Raw genomic sequence first — 22024 nt, forward strand, 5'->3', positions numbered from 1 at the left:
TTAGCGCGAGGCTCCACTGCTTAAAGTATGTCCATAGAATATGGCATTCATCAACATTTTATTGCTCCCAAACCAAAACGCGCGAAAGGCCAGGTTTTCCGTAAACCCGATTACACGACCTTGCCCGAGGGATGAACTCCCCGCAAAGGAGGCATTTTTTAATTTATCCAGGCTACCCTTGGTGATGTACCCGCTAAGCAAAGGATTTGCCGTGAAAGCCCCCGGGTTTCCAAATGCACTTTTTGAACGTTCCATAAAGAGCGTCCCGCTTTTGAAAACCGGCAGACGTGAATTGGTGTATCCGTAAAACAACGGATGTGAAAGGTCGGCTTGTATTTCAAAAATGGCCCCACTCAACGCTTCGGCCCCCGCGGAGAATGCAATGTCGGCATAAGGCCTGGGTTTGGCAGGCTCATCTTTCTTCTCGTCTTTTTTCATTTCAAACTTTCCAAGGCCGGAGGCATTTAACCAGTTAAGAGCTGTTTTCAATCCAATAATAACACCACCGTTTTGTACCCAGGTACGTAACCTTTCTTTAGCCGCATCATTTAAACTGGTGTACGTGCCTGTGCTCATAATAAGCGTGTTGTATTTATCGTAGTTGATGCGGTTGAATACGTCCATCGGAATAAGGCTAACCGGAATGTGGAAACGCGTGTCCAACAAATGCCAGATTTCCCCCGCATCCAGCGGGTTTATGCCATCGCCCACCAGCATGGCTATTTTAGGTTCGCGCAACACAGCAAAGTTACTGCTGCCCAAACTGAGCCCTTTATAATCTAACCCCGTGTTGAAGGCATATATATCGATGCCGTCTTCAGCGGCAATTTCTTTAACCAGGTATTCAACAAGGTCGTTGCTTTTATCCTGGATGCCTAACGGGATAAGGATGGAGCCGGCAGAAAATTTTCGGCCATCGGGTAAGTGAAAATCGCCATTGGCTACCTTTACCCGTATGCCTTTACTGAGCAGGCGATACAAAGCACGCGGGGCATAGTATCCATAACTTTCAAATACGTAAGCGTAGTCGCTGGTGCCACCAACAATTTTTCCAACGGGCTTTTTGGTCGGGTCAAAGCGTTCGCCCTGAATGTTCGGGGAGGGTGTTTTTAATTCTTCATAATCCAACGCAAAAGCAAGCGGGAGTGTCCAACTGGAGATGTCATAAAACAGGCTGTCCTGAAAGGAGGTACGTTTTTCAAACATGGACTTGATCAACCGATATTGTTTTTGGTTGAGGGGCACCACATAGCTGCCCTCGCTTTCATAGCGCTTGCCGTTGATGGTTTGGCTACTGCTAAGTTTGAAAATCTCAATATCGTGCCGGGCAATAATTTCGGCAAAGTGAAAGCTGCGGTACTTATCCTGGTTCGATCCGAACACATACGCCTTCACCGGATCTTTAGTGGCCTCGGCCAGGTTGTTCTTGAAAAAGTCGCGTTGATAAATCAATAGCTCTTCACGCATAGCCTGCGAAGCTTCCAATGTTGAAAGGGCTGTAACGAACTGGTTTCGTACGGTGAAAGGAAACGTCAATACGCCATTGATGCTTTCCTGTGCATGGCCGCGTGAACTGGCTTGTTCAAACAGAATACCAATAGCCCCTTGTACATCGGGAAAGGTTGAACCCTTTCCGTAATAGAAATCATCGTAGCCTTCCTGAGTATAGTAAAGCGACCCGATTTTATCTAAAGCCTTGGCGTGGTATTCTCCGATTTTCCGTGTAAGGGTAAGGTTTTTCTCAGGGGTAAGCGGATGGTTGCGGGAGGGCACGCCCGGTTGGAAAAAGAACGTAGCGTTGGTACCCATTTCGTGATGATCGGTAAGCACCGTTGGTTTCCACAAATGAAATTGTTTGATGCGCGCCTGGCTTTCCGGTAATTGGGCTACCAGCCAATCGCGGTTAAGGTCGAACCAATAATGGTTATATCGGCCGCCAGGCCAGGCTTCATTATGTTCAGTATCGTTGGGGTCTGTTGAGGTTTGTTTGCTTTTACGGGAGTTCACCCAACTGGAAAACCGCTGCAGGCCATCGGGGTTAAAGCTGGGATCGAACAGGATAACCACTTCGTCCAAAAGTTTTTCAATGGCTGCCCCCTGGGCTGCCGCCAGGTGGTAGGCAACGGCAAGGGCGGCATTGCTTCCACTGGCCTCGTTGCCATGTATACTGAAGCCCATGTACACCACATTGGGCATGTTTTTTATGTCCAGGGTTCCGGACCGTGAGGGGTCTGTGAGTTGCACATGTTGCTGGCGTATTTCCTCAATGCGTTGGTGGTTTTTGGGGGAGGTGATGGTAAGCAGTAAAAGCGGCCGGGTTTCATAGGTGCGACCGGTTTCCTGTATGCTGATCCTGTCGGAGGCTGCCGCGAGGGCATACATGTAGTTGACCAGCCGGTCGTGGGTAATGTGCCATTCGCCCACTTCGTGCCCGATGATTGATTTTGGGGTAGGTATACTTTGGTTATACGCTATGCCCTCGGGCAGGTAATAAGACAGGTCGGGTTGTGCCACAAGGCTACCGGCCGATAGTACAAGCAACAGGGAGGAGTAGTAAAAAAGCTTCATAGGAAAACGGGTTTATCGTTTGAAATAGAGCAAATGGCCTGTGTTTTACCAAGCCTTTTAACCACATTTTTACAAGCGGCCAATGCCGGGGCTGTTAATTAATTGTGAATAAAATTGTGGAAAGATTTAAAGCGCATTTAAAACCACATCCGGTAAATCGGGATAATTTTGTTGCCCCATGATAAACAACTTAAATCCAAATCTATGAGGAGAATTTTACTACTCGCAACCCTTGCGCTTACGGCCTGTTTCGGGGCTTTTGCACAGGGGGTTACTACTGCCTCCATGACAGGCGTAGTTAAAGACACTAAGGGAGAAGTTATCCCTGGTGCCAACGTTGTTGCTTTACACGTACCTTCTGGCACTCAATATGGTGCCGCTTCACGCGCGGATGGTTACTATAACTTTCCGGCTATGCGTGTTGGGGGACCGTACACGGTTACCGTAACCTTCGTAGGTTACAAGGAACAAAAGCAAGAGAATGTTTACCTGCAGCTTGGTCAAACCTTGGTCCTAAGCTTTGTGCTCATTGATGAGGCCACGCAATTGTCAGAGGTTGTTGTTACAGCGACAAAGGATGCAGTACTAAACTCCGATAAAATAGGTACTTCATCAAACTTTAGTACCAATGACATCCAGCGGCTTCCATCAATTGGTCGGGATTTTCGGGATATCACCCGCTTAACACCTCAGGCAGGGGGTAGCTCTTTCTCATTTGGTGGAAGGAGTAACCTCTATAACAACTTGACCATCGATGGCGCGACAGTAAATAATGTATTTGGTCTAAACCCGCTTCCGGCAGGTCAGTCAAATACAACTCCCTTCAGCTTGGATGCAATCCAGGAATTAACCGTTTCGCTATCACCTTATGATGTACGCCAGGGCAATTTTACTGGTGCAGGTATTAGCGCGGTAACACGAAGCGGAACAAATGAATTAAGTGGCTCGGCATATTATTTTTTCCGAAATGAGAGTATGGCGGGTAAAAAGGTTGAGGGTCAAGAGATCCCAATTCCCAATTTCAAGGCTTCAAACTATGGGGTTAGGTTAGGTGGCCCAATTATTAAAAATAAAGCTTTCTTCTTTGCTAACATTGAATGGGAGCAGCGTACCGATCCATTTTACACAAACCCGGTAAGGGCAAATAAGAGTGAATCAACGGTTGGGCGGACGCAAGCAACAGATGATAATGATCCTGAAACCGGTTTGGCTGGTCTTCGTCAGTTTTTAATAGACAATTACAACTATGACCCAGGGGTGTATAAGGACTTTAACCGCGAGAATAATAGCCTCCGCTATGTGGTTCGTTTCGATTACAACTTGAGTAAAAACCATAAGCTTACTGTTCGAGGAAATGTAACCAATGCATTTCAAGATGTGCCTCCTAGTGGATCAGGTGGTTTTGTGGGTGGCCCTCCGGGTGGTCGTGGTAATAACAATAACGTACTTTCATTCTCCTCATCGTACTACCGGATTAATAATAATCAATATTCTGTCACAGCCGAACTTAACTCCATGCTTGGTGAAGGAAAGTACTCAAACAACCTGGTAGTAGGGTACAGTGCCTTCCGGGATTTCCGTGAAAATGCCGGTGGCTTGGCAGTACCGGATTTCCCTATGGTTGATATTATTGGCCCCAACGGTCAAATGTTGACTTCTTTTGGGCCTGATCCATTTACGAAAAACAACCTGCTTAATCAGGATGTAATACAGATCAACAATAACTTTTCCATTTATAAAAAGAACCATGTGATAACCATTGGAACAGCTAATGAGTTGTACACATTTAAGAACAGGTTTACTGCATTGGTAAATGGAGTTTACCGATACAATAGCCTTTCTGATTTTTATGCCGATGCAACCGCGGCTACGACTGCTTCAGCAAGGCCATCGCAGTATACAATTCAATATATAGCAGTTCCGGGAGGCCCTGATGCATCGGCTGTGGAATGGTCAGCTTTACAGCTTGGCTTTTTTGCCCAAGATGAGTACACGGGCATTAATAAGGTAAAAATTACCGGAGGTTTGCGAGTGGATATTCCTACCTATCTTACTGTTTTGCCTGTGAACAATTATGTTAACCGCCTTGACTTTAATGGTGAACAGTTACGTGTTGGAGGTTGGCCCCAGGTAAGGCCTTTATGGTCACCTCGAGTAGGTATCAATTGGGATGTTAACGGTGACCGTTCAACTCAAATCCGCGGTGGTACCGGGGTGCTTACAGGTCGGGTGCCATTCGTATGGCTATCCAATGCGGTTAGCAATAATGGATTATTCTTTGGACAGTTCAATTCAGCAAACGTACCGTTTGATTTAACCGGAGACGGATTCCCTTACAATTTTTCAACGACTCCTTATGCGGCTACACCCGAACAGTTTGCTGATCTAAATGCTGGCCAACCTGCACTTATCACAAATCCGCTTGATCGGAATTTTGGTCGTCCGGCAGTAGTTGCTGGTGTAAATACCTTGGTTAAGGATTTCCGGTTCCCTCAAGTGTGGCGTAGCAATGTTGCCATCGATCAAAAATTACCTTTTGGCATAGTTGGAACGCTTGAATTTATCCTCACAAAAGACATCAATGCAGTATATATCCGTGACGCGAACATCGCTCCGGCTGTAGCTAAACTAAATGGGGATGGACGGCCGTTGTTTGGTGCTGTGCCCGGCAACACAACTTTAGATCGTGCAATTATTGCTAATGATAGGCGCGTTCAAGGTGACGTGAGCCAGGCATTGGTGCTTGATAACACCAACAAAGGCCATCAGTGGAGCATAACAACTCAGTTTAGGAAAAGCTTCAGCAGAGACTTTGAATTATCGGTAGCTTATACCTATACTGATGCACGAGAAGTCAACCCGCAAAGCGCGTCAACAGCAGGAAGTATTTTCAGCTCTCAAGCTCATGTAAACGGACCTAATAGCCCTGAGTTATCCTACGCTGGTACGCTTACTCCTCATAGGGTGATTGCTTATGGTTCCTATAGGAAAGAGTATGCAAGGTACTTTGCGTCAACGTTAGGGTTTAGTCTGGAAGCCCGGTCGGGCAATAATTTCTCGTACACGTATCAGGGCGACCCGAACAGTGATGGTATAGCCGGTAATGATCTGATTTACATTCCCAGAAACAAATCAGAAATCGTATTGAGCACAGGTAGTGCCAATGATACCCGTTCACTTGATGAAATATGGAACCAATTGGATAGCTACATTAGCCAGGATAAATATCTCAATAGCCGCAGGGGGCAGTTTGCTGAACGAAACGGTGCAATCGCCCCGTGGGTTAATTTCCTAAGCTTAAACTTCCTTCAGGATTTTTATGTGGATGTAAGGGGTAAACGTAATACGCTTCAATTTTCTGCTAATGTGGAGAATTTCCTTAATATGCTGAATTCCGACTGGGGTGTTATTAAGAACCCGGCTCGTACACAAGTAATTCGCTTTTTAGGTTTCGAAACTCCGCACACAGCAGGTACAGTAACTAGCCCGGTAGATGGAAATGGAAATCCATGGTCAGCTACCACTGGAAAGCCTGTTTATACCTTCGATACTAATGCAGATGGCACTCCATTAAGCAACTCCTACATCCCTTTGCAAACCGTAGGCGGTCGTTGGCAGGTTCAGTTTGGTTTCCGTTATATTTTTTAAGCACTACAGTTAATGAAAAAAATTATGACAAATTATATAAACCTGAAAAACCTGGCTAAAGCGAGTGTTTTTTCAATTGCAGCATTGTGGTCTTGTGAAGATCCTGAATACATAACTGCGGTACCGAATCCGCAACCATCAGGTTTTAGCGCTAACTTTCTTTTTGTAAATGTTGCGCCTGGTTCACCTTCCTTGGATATGCACATTAATAATTCTAAAACCGGGGCCAGTGCAGATTTTGGTACCGGACAAAGCGGCTACACAACTGTAACGATAACCTCGGGCGGTGCCGGAGGTTTTACTGCCAATACAAATATCCGAGCCAAGGCAACCTCCGGGACTATTGGTGGTGTTCTTGGTTCGAATGACGTTATCTATAGGGCAGGAAATAATAACACGAATAACTTTGCTGCTGTTAACGGGGCACGTTATTCACTTTTCGCCTTAGATTCTATTTCACGACCGCGTCCGGCCCGTACGTTAAATGCACAAAACTTTGGTGACACAACTTTTTTTAATCCTTCATCCGGAGGTTATATTTCAGTTGTACAAAAGGCTGCACTTTCACCTGCTCAGCGGGCTAAATTGGTGCCCATTGGAATAGTTCCGCTTGGTGCCAGCGATCCGGGTGGTGTTCGTTTTTATTTGGTGCGTGATATCTACCCAACCTTTGCCGCTGGAAATACTACACAATCAGGTATCAGGTTGGTGCAGGCCTCACCGCGAAATACTACTGATGGACTTTGGGTGCGGTTAAATCCAGTCTCAACAGGTTCAATCATTTCACTTGGAGCTAACGTGCCCTACATACTTGGTTTCCCTGCCTTTAGCCCAACAGTTGGTTCACGTACTGTAACGGGTACAGGTGTAAACTTCACCCTGCAGAATACCAACATTGCCAGTGTTCCTAATCAGTACCGCGTAGAAGTAGCTAAAGATGCTGCTTTTACAAACATCATTCATACCAGCGAACCTGTTCAATTCTTGGTTGACAAAGTATATACAGTAGTAATTCGCGGCATCGAAGGTGGCACTGGTAACAGGGCACTTGGCGCCACTGTTGTTCAACACAATTAATTTTAAAAGCCATGAAGAGATATCTAAATCTATATTCTTTTGTCGCGGTTCTTGCCTTTAGTGGCATTTTAGCTGCGTGCTCTGAGTTTGAACAACCTGAACCAGCCAGTGGGCCTACAATTGTTCAGGTAGCCTCAACAAATCCTGATTTGAATATTTTGTTTGCTGCCTTAAATAAAACTGGACTGGCGCGTTCGTACAACAATGTGAATTCGGGTAATTTTACTGTTTTTGCACCTCACGATAGTGCCTTCACAGTATTTTTCAGGGGAGCTTTAAACCAGCCAGCCTGGGATGAAATAGATGTAATCAACTACATCAATAATACCATGAGCACAACATCAACGGTTAATATTGCAACGTTAACTTCCCGTTTAAACTATCACATTTTCAGTAGTGAGGTTGTCGCTTCTCAAATATCTGGAAGGCAGGTCTTCACCACCCAACAAGGTGGTAGGCTTTCCATTTCAAAAGTTGGTTCGCAGGTGCTTTTGAATGCAAACAATGCCGGTACCGGTGCTGGAAATGGCGCAAAAGTGATAACCACGAATATAGATGCTTCGAATGGCGTAATCCACACAGTTAACAAAGTGTTGAACCCGGTTACTACTGCAAGTGCATTAGCCAGTTTAGGCATCAGTATAAATTACGGCACCAACCCACCAACGATTACTCCGTCATTAGCCGCAGCTGAAGCTGCTGCTGATGGAAATGCGGCAGATTTTGACATATTGGTTTATGCCATAGTTAAAGGTGAAATGGCTACAACATTGCTTCCTAATTCATCTCCTCTTCCCGATTTTACCATTTTTACAGCTAATGACGGGCGGTGGCTTGCTGCTCTTTCAGCTGCTACAGAGGCAGATGCTATCGCAGCATTAAAGGCAATGTCTGTAACTGAAGTCGCTAACATGGTTAAAAATCAGATTGTTGCAGGAAGGGTATTGTCTACTGATTTAACCAACGGACAAACCGTAAATACGCTTTTGGCGGGTAAGTCTTTTACTATAAATATTTCAGGGGCTACTGTAACATTAAACGATGGAGCAAACAACCCTGATGTTACCACGGCAAACATTTTAACCAATGCCGGGGTATTGCACCGTATTGATGATGTTTTAAAATAATTGTTGCCATTGCATGCAAAAGAGGCCCTTTGGGGCCTCTTTTATTTTACCCCCATAATGCCTATTTTCAATGAGCTATGCAGCTCTATAAAAGGCTTGTTTTTTCCCTTGTTTTCATAGGTTCGTTTCTTTCGTGCAACCGTTTTGCCCGCCAAAAACCGGAGCATGATCCTTTGGTATCCATCGACCTTCAGGAGATTAAAGAACGGGGGTTCATTAATGCCCTGGTGGATAACAACTCATTCAGCTATTTCATTTACAAAGGCCGTTCAATGGGGTATGAGTATGAACTGCTTAAACTATTGGCCGATCATTTACAGGTTGACCTTCGCATACGGGTCACCTCAGGCATTGAACGGGCTATAGAACAATTGAATAAGGGAGAAGGCGATATTCTTGCCTTTCCGCTTACGGTAACCAAAGAAAGAACCAAAAAAGTAAGCTTCACCAATCCTCAATTTGATTCATACCAGGTGCTGGTGCAGCGCAAGCCGGAAAACTGGCGCCAGCTCACGCGCGATCAGTTAAATGCACAACTCATCCGCAAGCCCTCACAGCTTATCGGCAAAGAAGTATATGTAATGCCGGGTTCCAGTTTCGCGCAACGTTTGCAACATCTTTCTGAAGAGGTTGGGGGCGAGATTATTGCCCGGCACGATAGTACCAATGCCGAAACAGAAAATTTAATTAGGGCAGTAGCTTTAGGTGAAATTGATTACACGATTACCGATAACATTATTGCCCGTGTAAATGCAGCCTATTACAACAACCTGGATGTTGAGACTATCATCAGCTTGCCGCAAACCATTGCCTGGGCCGTACGGAAAAACTCTCCGGAATTGGAAGGGGCAATAAATGAATGGCTCATAAAAGTAAAGAAGGAACCTACGTTTATGGTAATTTTTAACCGGTACTTTAACAGCCCACGAACATCTATCATACGGCTTACCAGCGATTACTCTTCGTTGGCGGGTAATAAAATATCGCCTTTTGATGAACTGATAAAGGAGGGTGCCACAGAGTTGGGTTGGGACTGGCGCTTATTGGCCGCGATTATCTATCAGGAGTCGCGATTTGATCCACAAGGTGAATCGTGGGCCGGGGCGAAAGGATTGATGCAACTCATGCCTGAAACGGCCAAACGATTTGGGGTTAATGATCCTGAAAACCCACGCCAAAGTTTACGTGGTGGCGTGCGGTTTTTAAAGCATCTGGATAAGTATTGGTCGAAGGATATAGCCGATCAGGATGAGCGCTTAAAATTTGTACTGGCCTCGTACAATGCCGGACTAACGCATATTATCGATGCCCGTAAGCTCGCTGTGAAATATGAAGAGGACCCAACTTCGTGGGCTGTTGTGGAGTCGTATCTGTTAAAAAAATCAAATCCAAAATATTATCGCGACCCGGTGGTTATAGCGGGCTATTGTAAGTGCGAAGAACCAGTAAATTATATCAAAGCAATTTTAAGCCGCTACGAAGAGTATAAGCTTTTGATTACGGCATGAAAACCTCACCCCTAACCCCTCTCCTGCAGGAGCCTGCAGGAGAGGGGAATCATAATTCGTTCAAGTTGACAAAGTTTGGTTTGGTGTTAGCGTGACCGGAGCGACTAAAGTTTGCTGACTATTTCCTCGAGGTTTATGGTCTCCCAGTTTTTGCCGATCCCGGGTCTGCTCAGCACCTCGTCCATAATAGCTTTTTGTTTTCTTCCGGTTTCTAATGCGTACGAGTAGCGCAAGTCATCGCGGAAGGTAACCATGGTATAAAGCGGAATCCATTTATCGGGATAGTGTTCATGTAAACGGGCTTCAATTTTCTTTCGCAGGATAAAATCCTCATCGGCCACCAGGTCGCGCATTTCAATAAAGTTATCGAGTGCCAGTTGCGCAATGGCATCGGCATCGGGCTTACGAAGTTCCTGAAATTCGGGTAGTACCTTTTTCCATTTATCGCCATGCTTATCCAGCAACTCATTCAGCACCCGGCAATCTTCAAAGCCGGCATTCATTCCCTGGCCGAAGAAAGGCACAATGCCGTGCGAAGCATCACCGATAAGCAAGGTTTTGTTTCGAACCCAGGGATAACAGCGGATGGTGACTAATGATGCCGTGGCGTTGTCCCTGAAATCTTCCTGCAGGGTTGGCATCATAGGCACCGCATCAGCAAAACTCTTTTCAAAAAAATCCTGGATAGCTTCTTTTGAATTCAGTTGTTCGAAGGATGAAGGCCCTTCAAACGGCAAGAATAGTGTACAGGTAAATGTTCTGTCGGGATTGGGGAGCGCAATCAGCATGTAACTTTCGCGCGGCCAAATGTGCAGGGCATTGGGCTCCAGCTGGTAATCGCCATTTTCGCTGGCGGGTATACGCAATTCTTTGTAGCCGTGTTCGATATAGGTTTGCTGGTATTCAAAACGATCGGTGAATTGCATGGCGCCACGCACGGCTGAGAAGGCTCCGTCCGACCCGATGATCAGATCAAATGATTTGTGCTTCACCGCTTCATATTCTTGCAAGGTTAATTCTGTTTTGGAAAAATCTACCCCCAGGCACCGGTGTTCAAAGAAAAATTCAACCCCATGGTTTTCAGCTTCGGTCATCAGTACCATATTCAATCCGCCCCGTGAAACGGAGTTGATAAACTGACCAGTTTTACCGTAGGGTTGAAAATTCAGCTCCCCGGTTTCATCGTGAATCATTCGCCCATGCATGGGTATGGCATTTTGCCTGAGCACTTCGGCCAGCCCAACGGCCTCAAGGGCGCGAATACCGCGATTGCTCAAAGCCAGGTTTATGGAGCGGCCACCTTCAATCAGGTGCTTGCGCATATCAAGCCTGCGTTCGTAAACCGACACTTTATACCCCCGTTTTGCCAGGTAAATGGAAAGCAGTGAGCCAACAAGCCCGGCCCCTACAATGGCGATGTGTTTTGTTTCTTTCATGAAAATTAAATCACTGCGGAATATAGCTTTTCAAGGTGATAAAAAATCTGATAATTATCAGTGAATTAAGCATCCTTTTACGGTGCAGCACTGAATATTTTAAATTGCTTTCCTGAAAATTTCTGCGAAGCGAAATACTTCTTCAAAGGTATTGTAAAGTGGTACTGGCGCCACACGAATTACATTGGGTTCGCGCCAGTCGGCAACAACTCCGGCTTTGGTCAGCGCTTTAAAAACTTCCTTGCCTTTCTGCTTCATGTAAACAGACAGCTGACACCCGCGTTCACGAGGGTTTGATGGTGTAAGTATGGTAAAGATTTTATTGTTCGGATCAATTTCAGATAACAGAAATTCGAGGTAGCCGGTGAGTAACAAACTTTTTTTTCGCAGGTTTTTTATTCCGGCCTGCTGAAAAATTTCCAATGAGGCTAAATGGGCTGCGCCCGATAGCACCGGGAAGTTGGAGAGTTGCCAACCATCAACACCGGGCATGGGAATAAATCCTTTTTTCATTTGAAAGCGTTCTTTCTCGTGGTGCCCCCACCAACCTGAAAATCTTGGCAAGTCAAAATTTTGTGCATGTCGCTCATGTATAAATGCCCCGGCAATACCACCCGGGCCGGAGTTCAGGTATTTGTAACTGCACCACACGGCAAAATCCACCCCATCGCCATGCAGGTTTAAAGGAACATTGCCAATAGTATGCGCCAGGTCGAAACCGGCATGCGCTCCGGCTTTGTGGGCAGCTTCAGTAATTTTTTTAATGTTGAAAAACTGACCGGTGTAATATTGAACACCTCCAAAAATCACCAAAGCAAGCTGCGATGCGTGAGCTTCAATTGTGGTAAGGATATCTTCAAGGCGTAATGTGTTTTCGCCTTTGCGTGGGCTCAGTTCGACCAAGGCTTCAGCAGGATTTTGATTGTGCCATTTTAGTTGCGACTCAAAGGCATATTGATCGGAGGAGAAAGCACCGGCTTCAACAATTATTTTGAACCGTTGTTTTGTTGGCCGGTAAAACGAAACCATCATTAAATGCAGGTTTACTGTTAGCTGGTTCATGGCCACAACTTCAATCGGTTTGGCACCAACTAGTTGTGCAAGTGCTTTTTTGCTGAATTTGTGATAGTACAACCAAGGCCTTCGTGAATGCAGGTGCCCCTCTACGCCAAGTTTAGCCCAATCCGTAAGTTCTTCGTTAACAAACTTTTTTGTTGACTTGGGTTGGAGACCCAGTGAATTGCCGGTAAAGTAAATGCACTTCTTCCCATTAACCGTTGGCATTTCAAACTGGTTTCGAAACGATTTCAATACATCGGCTTTATCGAGCTTTTTCGCGAAGCTTAAGGAGTTTTCAAATTTCATGGTAGATGATCGGTTTACGATTTAATCGTTTCCTTTAGATGGGCCGCAACCTGTTTGTGATGATGCTCAACATGGTAGGTGGTAAAATATAACATTTCCCGAAAGGTAAGCTTACCCAGCAAGGGATGGGGGAGAAGCAGCCTGTCCAGTTGATCTTCCGGATATTTTTGAGCTCGCCTGATCAGGGATTCAACAAGGCGTTCCAATTTTCTGATAAGCTGATCACGTTGATTTACAGCGACAGGCTTCGGAATAAATCGGCCAGATGCCTTTCCACCCAAGGCCAGCTTGGCTTGATATTTTTCCACTAACCCATCGTATGTTCTTGAGGGGCGGTTCGCTTTTCCAAAAAACAAGGTTATTAAAATTCCCGGAAGGGAAAAGGCAAGATTAACGGGGCTGGTACTTCGCACAAGGTGATCAAGTTGCTGGCCGGCTGACCATTTGCCTACAGGAGAGAAGACAAAGTTTTCATCCGACAAGCGTTTAATATCCTCAATAAAAAGTTGGTGTTTTCGGGCCAGCAGTTCTGCGATTGGGGTTTTGTTCATATGTAAGGATTAAACAAACCGTGGGTCGGCCTCCATAACGGTACCACATTTTTTACAGGTTCGCAATTCGTGTGAGCCGTAGAATTCGCGAAAGCGCGGCAAAAAATCTTTTTCGATATTATCCAGATGAAAGCGGTATTCATGCAGTTTATTATTGCATTTGTCGCAGTACCACTGTAAGCCATCCAGTATATTTTCCTCCGGGCGTTTGCATTCAATTACAAGTCCTACCGAGTTGGCCGGGCGTTCAGGCCGGTGTGGTACACGGGCCGGCAGCAGAAACATTTCGCCTTGCTTAATGAGTATATCCACCGGTTTGCCGTCTTCCTGTATGCGAACATTAATGTCGCCTTCCAGTTGATAGAAGAGTTCCTCTGTTTCGTTGAAATGGTAATCTTTTCGGGCATTGGGTCCGCCCACAATCATTACAATGTAGTCCCCGGCATCGGCATATAAATTTTTATTCCCTACAGGTGGTTTAAGCAGTGATCGGTTTTCGGTAATCCATTGGTTCAGGTTGAACGGTCTGCGTATGGGCATATTTTTAAAAATTAGTCGGTGATCAATTGAAGAATTGCTAATTTAAGAACATTTCAATGTAGTTTTCTAACACTTTATGGGGCTGTATGAATATTGATTTAACCGGAAAACAAGCCGTGGTTTGTGGAAGCACGCAGGGTATAGGCAAAGCTTCGGCTATTGAATTAGCCTCCTTGGGTGCATCCGTTACCCTGTTGGCACGCGATGAACAAAAATTATTGAGCGTACTTACCGAGTTGCCGGTTAAACACGGTCAACAACATGGATTTCTGAAGGCCGATTTTTCCAATGTTGATGAGGTGGATCGCGTTATCACAAAATACGTATCATCAAACGCGGTTCACATTTTAGTTAACAACACGGGCGGCCCCCCGGGTGGGCTGGCCATTGATGCCCGGCAAGAAGAATTTGTTAAAGCATTTGCTGCGCATTTGTTGTGCAACCAGTCCTTGGTTCAGGCGGTGGTTCCATCCATGAAAAAGGAAAAATACGGGCGCATAATAAATATTATTTCCACATCCGTTAAAATCCCCTTGCGGGGTTTGGGAGTTTCCAATACGATTCGGGGTGCTGTTGCAAGTTGGGCCAAAACATTGTCGGTTGAATTGGGGCCGTTTGGAATTACCGTGAACAATGTTTTGCCTGGTGCCACGATGACGGGTCGGTTAGAGGCGCTGGTAAAATCAAAAGCTGAAAAATCAAAGCGTTCCTTTGAAGAAGTGATGAACGAAATGGTTGCGGAAATCCCTGCCGGCCGGATAGGTGAGGCACATGAAGTTGCGGCATCGGTGGCATTTTTGGCTACCCCGGCAGCCGCCTATATTAATGGAATAAATGTTCCTGTAGATGGGGGCCGAACGGGCTCACTTTAATAGGCTTTATCTGATTTCATGGTAAATGTTTTTCTCATTTCAGCGCTACTGTTGGGGTGTGTGGCCGCACATGCTCAACTCACCGTATTGGTGCAGGAAGATTTTAAGGATAACCACCTGGGATGGCATGAGGAAAAGGATGACAAGCACTCGGTTCAGATTAAAAACGGCCACTATGAAATAATAGCCCCTGCCGGTGGATGGATGACTTATATCTACCCGGGCCTGGATGAACGAAAGGATTTTTTGTTTGAAGCAAGCTTTACCCAAACCAACGGGAGTACCGATAATGGTTTTGGTTTCATTTGGGGATATGATGAGAAGTCGAAAATAAATGCTTTTGTTATTTCAACGAATGGTTATGCCAAAGTGTGGACATATGATGAGGCCAGGAAAGATGCTAAAGACTGGAAGAAGATTGAAAACATTAAACCCCTTGGCCTTGCCAACCGGTTGAAAGTTGAGCAACGTGATGAGGTGATGAAATTTTTTGTTAATGGAGCAGAAGTGTTTAGCATTAAGCCTACCTCGTGGTATGGCAAAACACTAGGGTTTGTTGCCTACACCGATATGCGGTTGCTCGTAGATGATTTTATTTTAAAATCGGATATAGTCATAAACCTTCCTGCCGATATGCCGAGGGGATTGGTAAAGGAAAACCTGGGCGCTATGGTGAATACGGAGTTTGACGAAGTCACGCCCAAAATATCTGTAGATGGTAGGACAATCTATTTCGCCCGAAAGCATAGCCCCGCGAACACCGGTGGTGAGCAGGATGCTTCGGATATATGGTTCAGTACATCTGTGGATGGCGTTACCTGGACAACAAGTAAAAATATAGGTGCACCTATAAATTCTGAGCAGGTAAATAATATCGTTTCAATCGGGCAGGATAACAACAGTATACTCATGGCTACGGCAACCGATTTTGAATTGTTTGAACGAACCACTTCAGGATGGCGCAGCGCAGGTATGCTGGGTGTGCAGTATCAAAACGAACATAAATACTTTGAGGCATCACAAGCGCCAGACGGAAAATCAATTTTGTTTACGGCAAAAAATAAAAGCAGCCTTTTTTATAAAGAAAACCGTGAAGAGAAAGATGTTTTTGTTTCCCTTAAAGGCGTTGATGGTAAATGGAGCACGCCCATAAACCTGGGACCGGTTATTAATACCCCGGGCAATGAGGCTTCGCCCGTGTTAGCGGCCGATGGACGTACGCTTTATTTTGCTTCTGATGGTCACCCCGGCTATGGCGGATTGGATATTTTTATGAGCAAGCGCATAGGCGATTCATGGACAAGCTGGACCAAACCGGTTAACCTGGGGCCGGAAATCAACACATTTGGTTTTGATGCCTACTACACCGTGCCTGCATCCGGAGAGGTGGCTTACCTTTGCACTTCGGCTGGTGGTTTTGGAAAATCCGATATTGTACGGATAAAATTGCCGCAATCGGTTAAGCCCGATCCGGTGGTACTGGTATTCGGCAAAGTGTTGAATGCAAAAACCAATAAGCCCGTGCAGGCAGAAATTATTTTTGAAAATATCGTTACGCGAAAAGAAGCGGGCGAGGCTAAATCCGACCCGGCAACAGGCGACTATCGTGTGGTTTTGCCATACGGAACAAACTATGGGTTGCATGCCAGGGCTAAAGGATTTCTATCCGTAAATGAAAACCTGGAGTTGATGAGCGTGAGCACGTATACCGAATCAAAAAAGGATTTGTTGCTGGTTCCGATTGAAGTGGGGGAAGCCATTGCCCTCAACAATGTTTTTTTTGAACAGGGCAAGCCGGTACTAAAACCTGAGTCTTATCCGGAACTTGACAGACTGGTGATTATTCTTAAAGAAAACCCAACCATGGAGATCATGCTCAGCGGACACACCGATAATGTGGGCAACCCTACCAGCTTATTGGCACTATCGCAGGCACGCGTTGGCGCAGTAAAAGATTATCTTGTGAAAAATGGTATTGCTGCCGGCCGCATTACCGGAAAAGGTTATGGCAGCGAAAAACCCCTGGTAAAAAACGACACGGAAGAGAACCGTAAAATGAACAGGCGTGTAGAGTTTAAAGTGACCAGAAAATAAACCTGCACAGGTAAGAATCTTCTTTGTGAACTTTGTGCCTTCTTTGCGTCACCGTTGTGCTTTATAATTTTAACAGGTTGACATGCAGAAAATAAGCAACTATATAAACGGGGCATTGACTGATCCCGTTTCAGGAAATTATTTAGAGAATTTCAATCCCGCTGAGGGCAAACCGTATAGTCTTGTCCCTGATTCCGATGCCGGAGATGTTCAGCGCGCTGTTGATGCGGCAAGTTTTGCTTTTCCGGCCTGGTCGACTATGCCGGTAGAAAAGCGTTCCGCTATCCTTCAAAAAATTGCCGACCTGATCGATCGTGATTTAGATCAGCTTGCCTTAGCTGAAAGTATCGACCAGGGTAAACCGGTTAAGCTTGCCAAAGTGGTTGACATTCCCCGGGCTTCAGCCAACATGCGCTTCTTTGCCACGGGTGCTATTCACTTTTCATCCGAGGCACACATTACCGGGCAAGAGGCGATCAACTACACTACGCGCACACCAGTGGGTGTAGTGGGTTGCATTTCTCCGTGGAACCTGCCCCTTTATTTATTTACCTGGAAAATTGCACCAGCATTGGCAGCAGGGTGTACAGTTATAGCAAAACCTTCAGAGCTTACACCCATGACGGCTTTTCTGTTTTCTAAACTTTGTATGGAAGCAGGTTTACCGAATGGGGTATTGAATATTATTCACGGCCTTGGGCCTAAAGCCGGTCAGGCTATTATAGATCACCCGGATATTGTTGCCATTTCATTTACAGGCGGAACGGTTACCGGAAAAAAGATAGCGGCAACAGCAGCACCCATGTTTAAAAAGCTTTCGCTTGAACTAGGCGGTAAAAACCCGAACATCATTTTTGCTGATTGTGATTTCGATCAAGCAATACACACCTCCATACAGTCATCTTTTTCTAACCAAGGCGAAATCTGTTTATGCGGCTCACGGATTTTTGTGGAACGAAGTATGTACAATCGCTTTGTAGAAGAATTTGTTTTGCGTACAAAGAAACTTACGGTTGGCGATCCGAACGATGAACAAACCAAAGTGGGTGCATTGGTATCGGAAGCACACATGAAGAAAGTACTTAGTTACATTGAACTGGCGAAACAGGAAGGCGGAACAATTTTAACCGGGGGAAATCAGGTAAAACTGAATGGCCGTTGTGCGGATGGTTATTTTGTTGAACCAACAGTAATTACCGGCCTCAATGCATTTTGCCGTACCAACCAGGAAGAAATATTTGGTCCGGTTGTTACCATTTTGCCGTTTGATACCGAAGATGAAGTGATTGGTTATGCCAACAGCACAGGCTACGGTTTGTCGGCCACGCTCTGGACGGAAAATTTAAAATGCGCACATCGTGTTGCAGCACAACTTAAGAGCGGAATCATTTGGGTAAACTGCTGGTTGTTCCGCGATTTGCGCACACCCTTTGGCGGCATGAAACAAAGTGGTGTGGGCCGTGAAGGAGGTTGGGAGGCAATGAAATTTTTTACCGAGGCGAAGAATGTGTGTATTAAAATTTAGATATAAGTATCAAGACGTAAGTAGAAGCCATCTCAAAAATACAATTATTGAAACCACAGAGTACACAAAGGTCTGCACAAAAGGCACAAAGCGCTACAATTCAGTTGCTTCTTCTCTGTGAACTTTGTACTTTCTTCGTGCCCTTAGTGGTTAAACTTATTTTTGAGAAATGAGTTTCTTCGACATCAACAAAATCTTCTTCGAACTCTGGGGCTACCAAATGAGCTACCTGGAGTTCTTCGGAACCCTTGCCGGTTTTGTAGCGGTTTTTTTGGCTTCGCGGGCAAACATCTGGAGCTGGCCTATAGGGTTGATTAACGTTACGCTATTCTTTTTTCTGTTTTACCAGGTGCAGCTTTACCCGGATATGTTTTTACAGGTGTTCTTTTTTGTTACTAACCTGATGGGTTGGTGGCGATGGACACACCCCAAACCTGGGGAGGAAGATCGAAAAAATGAGTTGCGGGTTAGTTATATGAAAACACCACAACTTATCCTGCTTTCCATCTCCGGACTTGCCGCTACCTTTGCAGTGGGCTCACTGGCAAGCCGTCTACATGAATGGTTTCCGGTGGTGTTCAATATGCCAAGTGCCTTTCCTTACCTGGATTCGTTTGTTACCGTAATGAGCATCATCACCACGTTTCTGATGATCCAGAAAAAAATTGAAAGCTGGATTATCTGGATTATTGTGGATGTGGTGGCCACCTACATGTATTTTGCCAAGGGAATAAAATTTGTTGGCTTTGAATACCTGGTGTTTTGTTTTATTGCTGCCTACGGACTTTTTAACTGGATCAGGGAGTACAAAAGTTATCCTGCCGTAAAATGAAGCGCGGATTAGTCATCGGTAAATTCCTTCCCATCCATAAGGGGCATATTGCACTGATTGAATTTGCAGCTTCGCAGTGCGATGAGGTAATTGTTTCCATGAGTTACACACCGCAGGATCCGATTGATCCGGAACAACGGTTTACATGGATACAAGATTTGTTTGCACATAATCCAGCCATAAAGCCGGCCATGGTATTGGATAATTTTGATGACGAGTCTTTACCGATAGGACCACGCACCGAACGTTGGGCTGCATTCATCAAAAAAACATATCCACCAACCGATGTAGTATTTTCTTCTGAACCGTATGGAGAACCTTTTGCTACTCATCTTGGCGCACAACATATTTCTTTCGATTCAGAAAGAAAGAACTATCCGGTTTCCGGCTCAGCCGTTCGTGAGCATCCCTTTCGTTACTGGGATTACATACCGGATAATGTCAAGCCTTATTTTGTAAAAAAGATTTGCTTTTACGGGCCGGAGAGTACCGGAAAATCCACAATGGCCAAAAGGATGGCCGGGCATTATCATACCGTAAGTGTTCCGGAAGTTGCGCGTGAGTTGATTACCTCCAATGAATTTAACCGCGAAGACATCATCATGATTGGCCGTAAACAAACCGAACGCATTTTTAAACAGTTACGTCAGGCTAACAAATTACTTTTTTGTGATACGGATTTGATCACTACACAAATTTATTCCCGTCATTACCTGAAAGTGGTTCCGCCTATATTGTATGAGTTTGAAAAGATGGTACAGTACGATCAGTATTTTCTGTTCGATATTGATGTGCCTTGGGTGAGTGATGGGCTACGCGATTTGGGCGAGGAAAAGCAGCGAAGAAATATGTTTGAACTTTTTAAAGATGAATTGGAGCGCAGAAAAATTGAATACATCATGGTAAGTGGTTCTTACCATGAAAGAGAATCACGTATTATAGAATATTGCGATAAGCTTATCGAACAAGTTTCCTGAATTGATAACCGCCATGCGTTGAGCCCCATACCTGCTCATCGTTGGCATTGAACCCCATATCCAGTGTGGTCATGCCTTCGCTGCTAATAACAGCTTCAGAAGTGGCGTAGCTTGCCCCCCGTAATTCACTTCCACAATTTTTTCCAACCGTTCCCCCAACAAAAGTTTTCTTGTCTTTTCGCTTCAGCACAACCTCGCACCCTTGGCGTGTGGTAAGCTTATCACGTTGCAAGGCCTCCACTTTGTGAGGCTGGCCGGCAAACTCAAGCGGATTATCGAATGTGTAAATAATACTTTCAATGCCGCGGTTAGTAAGGGTAAGTTGGTAAATGCGCTGCCGGTAAGGCTTATCAAGCGATGAAGCCGAAGCTTGTTCCACATACAGCCAATAACCGTCTGTGCGTTCTTTCCAAATGGGGTAAACACCTAACCGGATATCAAAAAAATTACTGTCGCGTTGAGCTTGTTCAGCCGAGCTGAATTGGCCAACCATCCAGGAGTGCAACTCGGTTAAATCTTTCTTGGATTGCGCCTTCAACGCAAAGCTGCAAATGCTTAGCAGTACTGTTGCTGGTATAATTTTCATATCGATTGTGTTTTTCCGCTACGATGACCAAGTAAAGAGTAATACAGAATATAAAAGTAACACGGAAGCACGCACCAGAAGAACGCAGTCTGTGAACTCCATGCCATGCCATCGGTATCAATCAACCAGCCGTACACCTGGGGTATAATAGCCCCACCGGCAATGCCCATAATCAAAAGCGCTGATCCTATCTTAGTAAACCTTCCGAGCCCATCAATGGCCAACGGAAAAATAGCGGGCCACATCAGTGAGTTGGCCAAACCCAACAGCGCTATGAACAGAATGCTGACATAGCCTGTTGTAAAAAAAGCAAGCACCGAAAAAATTATTCCGGTCAGGGCAGAATATTTCAGCGCATCTTCCTGCCTGATGTATTTTGGAATGGTGATGATACCAATGATGTACCCCACCACCATCGACCACAACGTGTACGAGGTAAAATTTTTTGTTTCATCCAGGCTCATGCCCAGTGCTTTCCCGTACGGCCCGATGACGTCACCGGCCATTACTTCGGCACCCACATACACGAAAATGCAAATAGCACCCAGTACAAGATGCGGGAATTGAAGAATGCTTGTTTTGCTTTTTGAAAGACTGGTATCCGATAATTCTTCCGATTCAGTTTCAATTTCCGGCAATGACGATATGCGGATCATAATGGCCAGTAAAATCAACACACCGGCCATAATTACGTACGGCATGATAACACGCTGGGCCAATGAATCCATTAACTGAAATCGGGTTTGTTCATCAACCGCTGTATTGATTTGTGATTCAATTTCACCTGCTCCGCTCAATACGATGGCGCTTAGAATAACCGGACTAAGCGCTCCGGCCACCTTATTACAAATGCCCATAATGCTGATGCGTTTTGCTGCCGATTCAATCGGACCGATAATAGAGATGTATGGATTAGAGGCAGTTTGAAGCAGGGACAATCCCATGCCCTGCACAAATAACCCGGTAAGGAAAAGTGCAAAGCTGCGGCTGTTTGCTGCAGGTATAAAAAGCAGTGCGCCAACGGCCATAATCAGCAGCCCTAATGCCATGCCTTTTTTAAATCCGGTTTTGGTGAGAATAAAAGATGACGGAATAGCCAGGAAGAAATAAGCCATATAAAATGCAAAGGTTACCAACAACGCCTGGGCATCGGTTTTTAAATCGCAGGCCAGTTTTAAAAAGGGTATTAACGTTCCGTTAAGCCACGTAACAAATCCGAATATGAAAAATAATACACCGATTATGACAATCGAGTACGTGTAACGGTTGGCCTTTTGATCCATAGCATCTATTTTTAGCCTTCGATAATAAAGCAAAT

The 22024-nt window shown here is 45.2% G+C and carries 16 protein-coding genes; 9 read left to right on the forward strand and 7 right to left on the reverse strand.

Annotated features, from left to right (window positions below; genetic code table 11):
* A complete protein-coding gene (locus KIT51_03440; protein ID UYN87338.1) occupies nt 1–2568 on the reverse strand; it encodes a zinc carboxypeptidase in 2568 nt (855 codons plus the stop codon).
* 204 nt (nt 2569–2772) lie between these two features.
* Between KIT51_03440 and KIT51_03445 the strand changes: the two genes are divergently transcribed.
* The 4 genes from KIT51_03445 to KIT51_03460 all read left to right on the forward strand — a co-directional run bounded on the left by KIT51_03445 (nt 2773) and on the right by KIT51_03460 (nt 9928).
* The gene (locus KIT51_03445; protein UYN87339.1) at nt 2773–6216 is read left to right on the forward strand and encodes a carboxypeptidase regulatory-like domain-containing protein; all 3444 of its coding nucleotides are present in this window, start codon (nt 2773–2775) and stop codon (nt 6214–6216) included.
* 12 nt (nt 6217–6228) lie between these two features.
* Nucleotides 6229–7293 carry a hypothetical protein gene (locus KIT51_03450; protein UYN87340.1) on the forward strand — a complete coding sequence of 355 codons (1065 nt, stop codon included), beginning with the start codon at nt 6229–6231 and terminating at the stop codon, nt 7291–7293.
* An 11-nt stretch (nt 7294–7304) separates the two neighbouring features.
* A complete protein-coding gene (locus KIT51_03455) occupies nt 7305–8420 on the forward strand; it encodes a fasciclin domain-containing protein (GenBank protein UYN87341.1) in 1116 nt (371 codons plus the stop codon).
* Nucleotides 8421–8497: 77 nt separating this feature from the next.
* The gene (locus KIT51_03460; protein ID UYN87342.1) at nt 8498–9928 is read left to right on the forward strand and encodes a transporter substrate-binding domain-containing protein; all 1431 of its coding nucleotides are present in this window, start codon (nt 8498–8500) and stop codon (nt 9926–9928) included.
* Nucleotides 9929–10032: 104 nt separating this feature from the next.
* On the opposite strand, the gene KIT51_03465 is transcribed toward KIT51_03460, so the two are convergent.
* The 4 genes from KIT51_03465 to KIT51_03480 form a co-directional block, all read right to left on the reverse strand.
* The gene (locus KIT51_03465; GenBank protein UYN87343.1) at nt 10033–11364 is read right to left on the reverse strand and encodes an FAD-dependent monooxygenase; all 1332 of its coding nucleotides are present in this window, start codon (nt 11362–11364) and stop codon (nt 10033–10035) included.
* Nucleotides 11365–11463: 99 nt separating this feature from the next.
* The gene (kynU, locus tag KIT51_03470; GenBank protein UYN87344.1) at nt 11464–12729 is read right to left on the reverse strand and encodes a kynureninase; all 1266 of its coding nucleotides are present in this window, start codon (nt 12727–12729) and stop codon (nt 11464–11466) included.
* A gap of 14 nt (nt 12730–12743) precedes the next feature.
* Nucleotides 12744–13280, reverse strand: coding sequence for a DinB family protein (locus tag KIT51_03475; protein ID UYN87345.1), 537 nt, complete (start codon nt 13278–13280; stop codon nt 12744–12746).
* A gap of 9 nt (nt 13281–13289) precedes the next feature.
* On the reverse strand, nt 13290–13820 hold the full coding sequence (locus KIT51_03480; GenBank protein ID UYN87346.1) for a 3-hydroxyanthranilate 3,4-dioxygenase: 531 nt from the start codon (nt 13818–13820) through the stop codon (nt 13290–13292).
* A gap of 86 nt (nt 13821–13906) precedes the next feature.
* Between KIT51_03480 and KIT51_03485 the strand changes: the two genes are divergently transcribed.
* The 5 genes from KIT51_03485 (at nt 13907) to KIT51_03505 (ending at nt 20120) form a co-directional block, all read left to right on the forward strand.
* Nucleotides 13907–14692: an SDR family oxidoreductase gene (locus KIT51_03485; protein UYN87347.1), complete on the forward strand. Its 786-nt coding sequence runs from the start codon at nt 13907–13909 to the stop codon at nt 14690–14692.
* Between the two features lie 18 nt (nt 14693–14710).
* The gene (locus tag KIT51_03490; protein UYN87348.1) at nt 14711–16786 is read left to right on the forward strand and encodes an OmpA family protein; all 2076 of its coding nucleotides are present in this window, start codon (nt 14711–14713) and stop codon (nt 16784–16786) included.
* Nucleotides 16787–16868: 82 nt separating this feature from the next.
* A complete protein-coding gene (locus KIT51_03495) occupies nt 16869–18311 on the forward strand; it encodes an aldehyde dehydrogenase (protein UYN87349.1) in 1443 nt (480 codons plus the stop codon).
* A gap of 169 nt (nt 18312–18480) precedes the next feature.
* Entirely contained in the window at nt 18481–19143 is a 663-nt protein-coding gene (gene pnuC, locus KIT51_03500) for a nicotinamide riboside transporter PnuC (GenBank protein UYN87350.1), read from the forward strand.
* Nucleotides 19140–20120, forward strand: a complete 981-nt coding sequence (locus KIT51_03505; protein UYN87351.1) for an AAA family ATPase — start codon at nt 19140–19142, stop codon at nt 20118–20120. Before pnuC ends, KIT51_03505 begins: the two co-directional genes overlap by 4 nt.
* Here KIT51_03505 and KIT51_03510 read toward each other — a convergent pair.
* The gene (locus KIT51_03510; protein UYN87352.1) at nt 20101–20706 is read right to left on the reverse strand and encodes a chromophore lyase CpcT/CpeT; all 606 of its coding nucleotides are present in this window, start codon (nt 20704–20706) and stop codon (nt 20101–20103) included. The two genes, KIT51_03505 and KIT51_03510, sit on opposite strands and share 20 nt — an antisense overlap.
* Complete coding sequence (locus tag KIT51_03515) at nt 20703–21989, reverse strand: sugar MFS transporter (protein ID UYN87353.1); 1287 nt, start codon at nt 21987–21989, stop codon at nt 20703–20705. The genes KIT51_03510 and KIT51_03515 overlap by 4 nt, the downstream gene beginning before the upstream one ends.
* Nucleotides 21990–22024 lie beyond the last annotated feature (35 nt).

The organism is Cyclobacteriaceae bacterium (assembly GCA_025808415.1).
GTDB lineage: Bacteria > Bacteroidota > Bacteroidia > Cytophagales > Cyclobacteriaceae > UBA2336.

What these genes read in the sequence shown, in the direction of transcription:
- KIT51_03440 (UYN87338.1), bottom strand. Translation starts at nt 2,568, where the DNA reads ATGAAGCTTTTTTACTACTCCTCCCTGTTGCTTGTACTATCGGCCGGT.
- KIT51_03445 (UYN87339.1), top strand. Translation starts at nt 2,773, where the DNA reads ATGAGGAGAATTTTACTACTCGCAACCCTTGCGCTTACGGCCTGTTTC.
- KIT51_03450 (UYN87340.1), top strand. Translation starts at nt 6,229, where the DNA reads ATGAAAAAAATTATGACAAATTATATAAACCTGAAAAACCTGGCTAAA.
- KIT51_03455 (UYN87341.1), top strand. Translation starts at nt 7,305, where the DNA reads ATGAAGAGATATCTAAATCTATATTCTTTTGTCGCGGTTCTTGCCTTT.
- KIT51_03460 (UYN87342.1), top strand. Translation starts at nt 8,498, where the DNA reads ATGCAGCTCTATAAAAGGCTTGTTTTTTCCCTTGTTTTCATAGGTTCG.
- KIT51_03465 (UYN87343.1), bottom strand. Translation starts at nt 11,364, where the DNA reads ATGAAAGAAACAAAACACATCGCCATTGTAGGGGCCGGGCTTGTTGGC.
- kynU (UYN87344.1), bottom strand. Translation starts at nt 12,729, where the DNA reads ATGAAATTTGAAAACTCCTTAAGCTTCGCGAAAAAGCTCGATAAAGCC.
- KIT51_03475 (UYN87345.1), bottom strand. Translation starts at nt 13,280, where the DNA reads ATGAACAAAACCCCAATCGCAGAACTGCTGGCCCGAAAACACCAACTT.
- KIT51_03480 (UYN87346.1), bottom strand. Translation starts at nt 13,820, where the DNA reads ATGCCCATACGCAGACCGTTCAACCTGAACCAATGGATTACCGAAAAC.
- KIT51_03485 (UYN87347.1), top strand. Translation starts at nt 13,907, where the DNA reads ATGAATATTGATTTAACCGGAAAACAAGCCGTGGTTTGTGGAAGCACG.
- KIT51_03490 (UYN87348.1), top strand. Translation starts at nt 14,711, where the DNA reads ATGGTAAATGTTTTTCTCATTTCAGCGCTACTGTTGGGGTGTGTGGCC.
- KIT51_03495 (UYN87349.1), top strand. Translation starts at nt 16,869, where the DNA reads ATGCAGAAAATAAGCAACTATATAAACGGGGCATTGACTGATCCCGTT.
- pnuC (UYN87350.1), top strand. Translation starts at nt 18,481, where the DNA reads ATGAGTTTCTTCGACATCAACAAAATCTTCTTCGAACTCTGGGGCTAC.
- KIT51_03505 (UYN87351.1), top strand. Translation starts at nt 19,140, where the DNA reads ATGAAGCGCGGATTAGTCATCGGTAAATTCCTTCCCATCCATAAGGGG.
- KIT51_03510 (UYN87352.1), bottom strand. Translation starts at nt 20,706, where the DNA reads ATGAAAATTATACCAGCAACAGTACTGCTAAGCATTTGCAGCTTTGCG.
- KIT51_03515 (UYN87353.1), bottom strand. Translation starts at nt 21,989, where the DNA reads ATGGATCAAAAGGCCAACCGTTACACGTACTCGATTGTCATAATCGGT.